Source organism: Mesorhizobium sp. M2E.F.Ca.ET.209.01.1.1 (assembly GCF_004010375.2).
Taxonomy (GTDB): Bacteria; Pseudomonadota; Alphaproteobacteria; order Rhizobiales; family Rhizobiaceae; genus Mesorhizobium.
Window position 1 is genome coordinate 1 of the sequence record NZ_SADP02001170.1, and the last position, 290, is coordinate 290.

Consider the following 290-nt stretch of genomic DNA (forward strand, 5'->3'; position numbering starts at 1 on the left):
CGGGCGCTGATCGAAACGGCACGCGCGGCGGGCTTCCGCCAGATCATCGCGGTGATCGGCGACGGCCATGCCGACAGCGCCTCGGTGCGGCTGCACGAGAAGCTCGGCTGCCGTCATTCCGGGCGCCTGGAAGGATCCGGCTACAAGCACGGACGCTGGCTGGACACGGTGTTCCGGCTCGGCATCGTCGACGTGCAGGACGCGCTGATCGGCCCGGCCGCCTATGACGTCGCCTCCTTGGCCATGGATGCGCGCGTCACCGTCTCGCCCGGGATCGAGCGGCGGACGGT

General features: G+C 70.7%; 1 pseudogene. It reads left to right on the top strand.

What is annotated here, in order from left to right:
* Nucleotides 1-290, top strand: a pseudogene (locus EN852_RS43020) (hypothetical protein); the annotation flags it as partial.